This is a genomic window from Kineococcus indalonis (assembly GCF_009906395.1).
Taxonomy (GTDB): domain Bacteria; phylum Actinomycetota; class Actinomycetes; order Actinomycetales; family Kineococcaceae; genus Kineococcus; species Kineococcus indalonis.
On record NZ_JAAALM010000218.1, the window covers coordinates 1 to 6261 of the forward strand.

5 protein-coding genes are annotated in these 6261 nt (G+C 76.7%); all 5 read left to right on the plus strand.

All coding sequences use genetic code 11. The features are described from left to right. Nucleotides 1-21 precede the first annotated feature (21 nt). The 5 genes from GTR00_RS11785 (at nucleotide 22) to GTR00_RS11805 (ending at nucleotide 6060) form a co-directional block, all read left to right on the plus strand. Nucleotides 22-2703, plus strand: a complete 2682-nt coding sequence (locus GTR00_RS11785; protein ID WP_166611817.1) for a bifunctional acetate--CoA ligase family protein/GNAT family N-acetyltransferase — start codon at nucleotides 22-24, stop codon at nucleotides 2701-2703. A 55-nt stretch (nucleotides 2704-2758) separates the two neighbouring features. After that, entirely contained in the window at nucleotides 2759-3403 is a 645-nt protein-coding gene (locus GTR00_RS11790; RefSeq protein WP_205705615.1) for a DUF5998 family protein, read from the plus strand. Beyond that, complete coding sequence (locus GTR00_RS11795) at nucleotides 3400-4581, plus strand: alkaline phosphatase family protein (RefSeq protein ID WP_166611818.1); 1182 nt, start codon at nucleotides 3400-3402, stop codon at nucleotides 4579-4581. The genes GTR00_RS11790 and GTR00_RS11795 overlap by 4 nt, the downstream gene beginning before the upstream one ends. Nucleotides 4582-4726: 145 nt before the next feature. Then, a complete protein-coding gene (locus tag GTR00_RS11800; protein ID WP_240899920.1) occupies nucleotides 4727-5647 on the plus strand; it encodes a DUF2382 domain-containing protein in 921 nt (306 codons plus the stop codon). Then, nucleotides 5644-6060 carry a DUF2382 domain-containing protein gene (locus GTR00_RS11805; RefSeq protein WP_166611821.1) on the plus strand — a complete coding sequence of 139 codons (417 nt, stop codon included), beginning with the start codon at nucleotides 5644-5646 and terminating at the stop codon, nucleotides 6058-6060. Before GTR00_RS11800 ends, GTR00_RS11805 begins: the two co-directional genes overlap by 4 nt. Nucleotides 6061-6261: the final 201 nt, after the last annotated feature.

The window sequence follows — 6261 nt, forward strand, 5'->3', positions numbered from 1 at the left end:
GTCCGCACTAGGGTGGCGGCCATGGTGCCGCTGCCGCCGGTGGGCTACCCGACCCGCTGGGAGGCGGACGTGGTCCTCCGCGACGGGGGCACCGCGCACGTCCGCCCCATCCGACCCTCCGACGCCGACCTCGTGGCGGCCTTCCACTCCCGCCAGTCGGAGGAGTCCCGGTACCTGCGCTTCTTCGCCCCCATGCCGCGGCTGTCCGCGCGCGACCTGGAGCGCTTCACCAACGTCGACCACGTCGACCGCGTCGCGCTGGTGGCCACCGTCGGCGAGGACATCGTCGGCATCGCCCGCTTCGACGCCGCCCCCGTGCGCGCCGGCGCCCCGCGCGCGGCGGAGGTCGCCTTCAACATCTCCGACGCCCACCAGGGCCGCGGGCTGGGCTCGGTGCTGCTGGAGCACCTGGCCGCCGCCGCCCGCGAGCGCGGCATCCGCCGCTTCACCGCCGACGTGCTGCCGCAGAACGCCAAGATGATCGGCGTCTTCCGCGAGGCCGGCTTCGAGGTGCGCCAGGGCTACTCCGACGGCGTGCTGGAGGTCTCCTTCGACATCGACCCCACCGAGCGCTCGGTGGACGTGATGCGCGCGCGCGAGCAGCGCGCCGAGGCGCGCAGCGTGCAGGCGCTGCTCTCGCCGTCCTCGGTGGTCGTCGTGGGGGCCAGCCGCACGCCCGGCTCGGTGGGCCACCGCCTGCTCGCCGACGTCGTCACCAGCGGCTTCTCCGGCGCCGTGCACGCCGTCAACGCCGACGCCGAGCCCGGCGAGCTGCTGCTGGGCGTGCCGGTGCTGCGCTCGGTGCGCGACCTGCCCGACCCGGTCGACCTCGCCGTCGTGGCGGTGCCCGCGCCCGCCGTGGTGCCCACGGTCGCCGACTGCGCCGCGCAGGGCGTGCGGGGCCTGGTCGTCGTCTCCAGCGGCTTCGCCGAGACCGGCCCGCAGGGCCTGGCCGTGCAGCGCGAGCTGGTGCGCATCGCCCGCGCCAACGGCATGCGGGTGGTGGGCCCGAACTCCTACGGCGTGGTCAACACCGACCCCGCGGTGCGGCTGAACGCCTCCCTGTACGGGCAGATGCCCCCCGCCGGCCGCTTCGGGCTGTTCAGCCAGTCCGGGGCGCTGGCCGTCACGGTGCTCTCCTCCGCCCAGCGCCGCGGGCTGGGGCTGTCCACGTTCGTCTCGGCCGGCAACCGCGCCGACGTCTCCGGCAACGACCTCATGCAGTACTGGCTCGACGACGAGGCCACCGCCGCGGTGGGGCTGTACCTGGAGAGCGTGGGCAACCCCCGCAAGTTCAGCCGCGTCGCGCGCACCCTGGCGCGCAAGAAGCCCGTGGTGGTCGTCAAGTCCGGCGCCTCCGGCTTCGGCGTGCCCCCCGGGCACGCCGTGCGCGCCTCCCGGGCGCCCTTCGAGGCCGTGGACAGCATGCTGCGCCAGGCCGGCGTGGTGCGCGTGGAGAACGTCCACCAGCTCTTCGACGTCGCGCAGGTCGCGGTGCACCAGCCCCTGCCCGAGGGGCCGCGCGTGGCGGTCGTGGGCAACTCCGACGCCCTGGGCACCCTGGCCGCCGACGCCTGCGTCAGCTGGGGCCTGCAGGTCGTGCACGGGCCCACCGCGGTGCCCTCCTACGCCGGGGTGGAGGTGCTCACCGCCGCCCTGGAGGCCGCCTTCGCCGACCCCGACGTCGACGCCGTCGTGGCCAGCTGGGTGCCGCCCACGCCCGAGACCGACCCCGCGGTGGCCGCCGCCGTGGCCCGCACCGCGGCCGCCGGCGCCAAGACCACCGTCACCTGCTTCCTGGGCACCCGCAGCGTCTCCGCCGACGCCGACGCCGCGGGCGCCGGCGGCGCGCCCGTGGTGCCCTCCTACCCCACCCCCGAGGACGCCGTGCGGGCCCTGGCCGCCGTGGTGCGCTACGCGCAGTGGCGCCGCCGCGACCGCGGCCACCCGCTCTCCCCGCCGGGCGTGGACCTGCGCGCCGCCCGCGCCCTGGTGGAGGAGTCCCTGGCCGGCGCCCCCGACGGCCTGACCCTGGGGCAGGAGCGCACCCGCGCGCTGCTGGGCGCCGGCGGGATCGACCTGCTGGCGCGCGCGGAGGTGCGCGGGGTGGAGGAGGCCGTCGCCGCCGCCGAGCGCCTGGGCTGGCCGGTGGCGCTGAAGACCGTCGGCGAGGAGCTGGCCGGCCGCCAGGACCTGCGCGGGGTGCGGCTGGGCATCACCAACCCGGTGGCGCTGGCGGAGGCCGTGGCGGACATGCGCCAGGTGTTCGGCGAGCGCGCCGAGGTGCTCGCGGTGCAGCACATGGCCGGGCTGGGCGTGCCCTGCCTGGTGCGCAGCACCGAGGACCCCCTGTTCGGCCCGGTCGTCAGCTTCGGCGTCGAGGGCGACCCGATCGACCTCATGGGCGACGTGGCCTACCGCATCCCGCCGCTGACCGACGTCGACGTCTCCGACCTGGTGCGCTCGGTGAAGGCCGCGCCCAAGCTGTTCGGCCACCGCGGCAGCCCCGTCATGGACGTGGACGCCCTGGAGGACGTCGTGGCCCGCGTGGCGGTGCTGGCCGACGCCCTGCCGGAGATCGCCGAGCTGCGCCTGTCGCCGGTGCTGGTCGCCGAGCGGGGCGCGCGCGTGCTGGGGGCCACCGTCTCCCTGGCGCCGCCGCAGGGGCGGGCCGACCCGGACCGGCGCACCCTGCCGGACTGAGCGCGCGGCCGCGGCACGTGCCGCGGCGGTGCCCGCGGTGCGGGAGGATGGGGGGATGCGCGAGCGCACCCACCCCCGGCGGTCCGGGCACACGACGACCACCACCACCGGCGCGGAGGGCGCGGCACCCGACCCCGAGCTGCCCCCGCGCCTCCTGACGGACCTCGAGCGCGCCGGCTTCTACCCGGCGCTCGTCGCCGACAGCGTCCTCACCGCCCTGGGCGGCGAGGAGGTCGCCGCCCACCTGGTGCACCAGGAGACGACGATCGACGCCAACGAGGTGCGCCGCCACGTCACCGTGCTGGTCACCACCACCACCCGCCTGCTCGTCGCGCACGCCGACGACCACGGCCCCGACGAGACCTCGCCCGAGCCGTACGCGGTGTGCTCCACCGAGTCCGTGCCGCTGGAGCGGGTCGCCTCCGTGGTGGTCTCCCAGGTCGTCACCCGCCCGGCCGACCACCGCCCCGGCGCGGTGCCCGCCGAGGTGAGCCTGACGCTGAGCTGGGGCGCGGTGCAGCGCGTGGACCTGGAGCCGGCCGGCTGCGCCGACCCCGACTGCGAGGCCGACCACGGCTACACCGGCACCCTCACCGGCGACGACCTCACCGTGCGCGTCGCCGGCGCCGCCGAGGGCGCCGACGCGGTGGCCGCCGCCGTGGACTTCGCCCGGGCGCTGTCGGCCGCCACCTCCCGGTGAGCGGTACCGACCACGCACCCGGCGCCCCGCCGGGGCTGCCGGTGCCCGGCTACGGGCACGACACCCTCGCCGACCTCGTGCCCGCCGTCGCGCGCGCGCTCGGCCTGGACGCCGCCGCCGGCGCCTCCGCGCCGGGGGCGGGCCCGGCGCTGCCCGCGGCCGACCGCGTGTGCCTGCTGCTGGTGGACGGCATGGGCGAGCTGGCCCTGCGCGACCGATCCGGGCACGCGCCGGCGCTGCGCCGCTGGCGCGCCGACGGCGAGCACCACCTGCTCACCGCCGGCTTCCCCACCACGACGGCCACGAGCATGGGCCTGCTGGGCACCGGCCTGCCCCCCGGCGCCCACGGCCTGGTCGGCTACGAGGTCCTCGACCCCGAGCGCGACGCGCTGCTGAACCAGCTGCAGTGGGACGGGCCGGTGGACCCGCGCCGCTGGCAGCCGCACCCCACCCTCTTCCAGTCCCTCGCCGCCGCCGGCGTGCCCGTCACCCGCGTCGCCCCGCCGCACTTCGACGGCTCCGGCCTCACCGAGGCGGCGCTGCGCGGCGGCCGGTTCGTGGGCACCCCCGAGCGCCTGGAGGCGCGCGTGGACGCGGCCGTGACGGCCGTGCGCGCCGCCGCGCGGGGCTTCACGTACGTGTACTGGGGCCGCCTGGACGCCACCGGCCACGGCGAGGGCGTGGGCTCGTGGCAGTGGGGCGAGGAGCTGGGCAGGGTGGACGCCGCCGTCGCGGAGCTGACCCGCCGGCTGCCCCGGGGCACCCTGCTGCTGGTGACCGCCGACCACGGCATGGTCGACGTCGCCGCCGGCCGGCGCCTCGACCTGGCCCACCAGCCCGCGCTGCGCCGCGGCGTGCGCCACGTCGGCGGCGAGCCGCGCGCGGTGCAGCTGTACACCGAGCCCGGGGCCGCCGCGGAGGTCGCGCGCACCTGGGCCCGGCACCTGGAGGGCTCCGCGTGCGTGCTCACCCGCGCCCAGGCCGTGGCCGCCGGCTGGTTCGGGGCGGTGGAGGAGCGCGTGGCAGGGCGCATCGGCGACGTCCTGGCCGTCATGACCGCGCCCGTGGCCGTGGTGGACTCCGCGCGCATGCGGCCCGAGACGCTGCGCCTGGTCGGCCAGCACGGCGCCCTCACGGACGACGAGCGCCTCGTGCCCCTCTTCAGCGCGCTGCTGTGAGCCGCCGGGGGCCCGCGGCGCGGCCGTTCCGCCGGCCCCCGGAAAAAACCCCGGTCCCACCGTTTCGGCCCGCGGGCTCCGGGTACCCCTGTGGGTGGCAAGGAACTGGCGGAACAGCCAGCCGGTCCAACAGGAGGGACACGAGATGATCTCCGGGATGAACTCCATCGAGGAGCTGTACGGCGCGACGGTCACCGGGACCGACGGCGACAAGATCGGCAAGGTCGACGAGGTCTACCTGGACAACGCGACCAACCAGCCGGAGTGGGTCTCCGTCAAGACGGGTCTGTTCGGGTCGAACGTCTCCCTCATCCCGCTCTCCCAGGCGTCGGTGAGCGGCGAGACCATCACCGTGCCGTTCGACAAGGCCAAGGTGAAGGACGCCCCGCACCACGACCCGGGCCACGAGCTGTCCGAGCGCGACGAGGACGACCTGTACGCCTACTACGGCATCGCGTCCTCCGGCGGCACGGTCACCGAGACCTCGACGACCACCTCGGGCACCAGCGGCACCACCGGCATCGCCGACCTGGGTGGCCGCGACCGCAGCGAGTACGAGACCACCACCACCGGCCGCGAGGAGACCGCGGGCACCGCCGTCACCGGCGGGACCACCGGCGCGGACGTGCGCGGTGCGGGCCACGACACCTCCGGCCCGAACACCGACGACGCCATGACGCGCTCCAAGGAGGAGCTGCGCGTGGGCACCGAGCGCCGCGAGGCGGGCCGGGCGCGCCTGCGCAAGTACATCACCAGCGAGACGGTCACCCGCTCCGTGCCGGTCAGCCACGAGGAGGTCGTGGTCGAGCGCGAGCCGATCACCGAGGCCAACCGCGGTGCGGCGCTGTCCGGCGGCGACCTGACCGAGGAGGAGCACGAGGTCACCCTCCACGAGGAGCGCGCCTTCGCCGCCAAGGAGACCGTGCCCGTCGAGCGCGTGCGCGTGGGCACCAAGACCGTCACCGGCGAGGAGACCGTCTCGGCGGAGGTCCGCGAGGAGCACATCGACCTCGACACCGACGAGTCGGCCCGCACCGGCACCGGTGTGGACCGCGACCGCTCCTGAACGAGGAGCGCGCCGAGGTCCTCCGCTCGGCCGAGGAACTGCGCGTCGGCCGCGAGCGCGTCCCGCGCGAGCGCGTCCGCATCCGCAAGCGCGTCGTCACCGAGGTCCGCACGGTGGAGGTCCCGGTCCGCGTCGAGCAGCTCGTGGTCGAGCACGAGCCCCTCGACGCGGCCGGGGCCGTCCCGTCCGGGCGGACCGACGACGCCGCACCCCGCGAACCGCTGAGGATCGTGCTGCACGAGGAGGTCCCCGTGGTCTCCGTGCGCGTGCAGCCCGTCGAGGTGGTGAGCGTGGGGGTGCGGACCGTCCAGGGCGAGCAGGTGCTCCGCGCGGAGCTGCGTTCGGAGCAGGTCGTCGTGGACACCCCCGCGCCGGCGCCGGTGGACACGGAGGGGACCCCCACCGGACGCTGATCCGGGGACGCTGAGGCAGGTACGACCGGGCCCCGCACACCGACGGTGTGCGGGGCCCGCTGCTGCCCGGCTCAGTCCTTCTTGGTGCCGAACATGATCTCGTCCCAGCTCGGCACGCTGGAGCGCTTGCCGCCGCCACCGCCACCGCCGCCCCCGCCGCGGCGGGGGCGGCGGTGGCGGTGGCGGCGGCAAGCGCTCCAG

Coding starts and splice junctions, on each gene's coding strand:
- GTR00_RS11800 (WP_240899920.1), top strand. CDS start 4,727: ATGATCTCCGGGATGAACTCCATCGAGGAGCTGTACGGCGCGACGGTC.
- GTR00_RS11790 (WP_205705615.1), top strand. CDS start 2,759: ATGCGCGAGCGCACCCACCCCCGGCGGTCCGGGCACACGACGACCACC.
- GTR00_RS11785 (WP_166611817.1), top strand. CDS start 22: ATGGTGCCGCTGCCGCCGGTGGGCTACCCGACCCGCTGGGAGGCGGAC.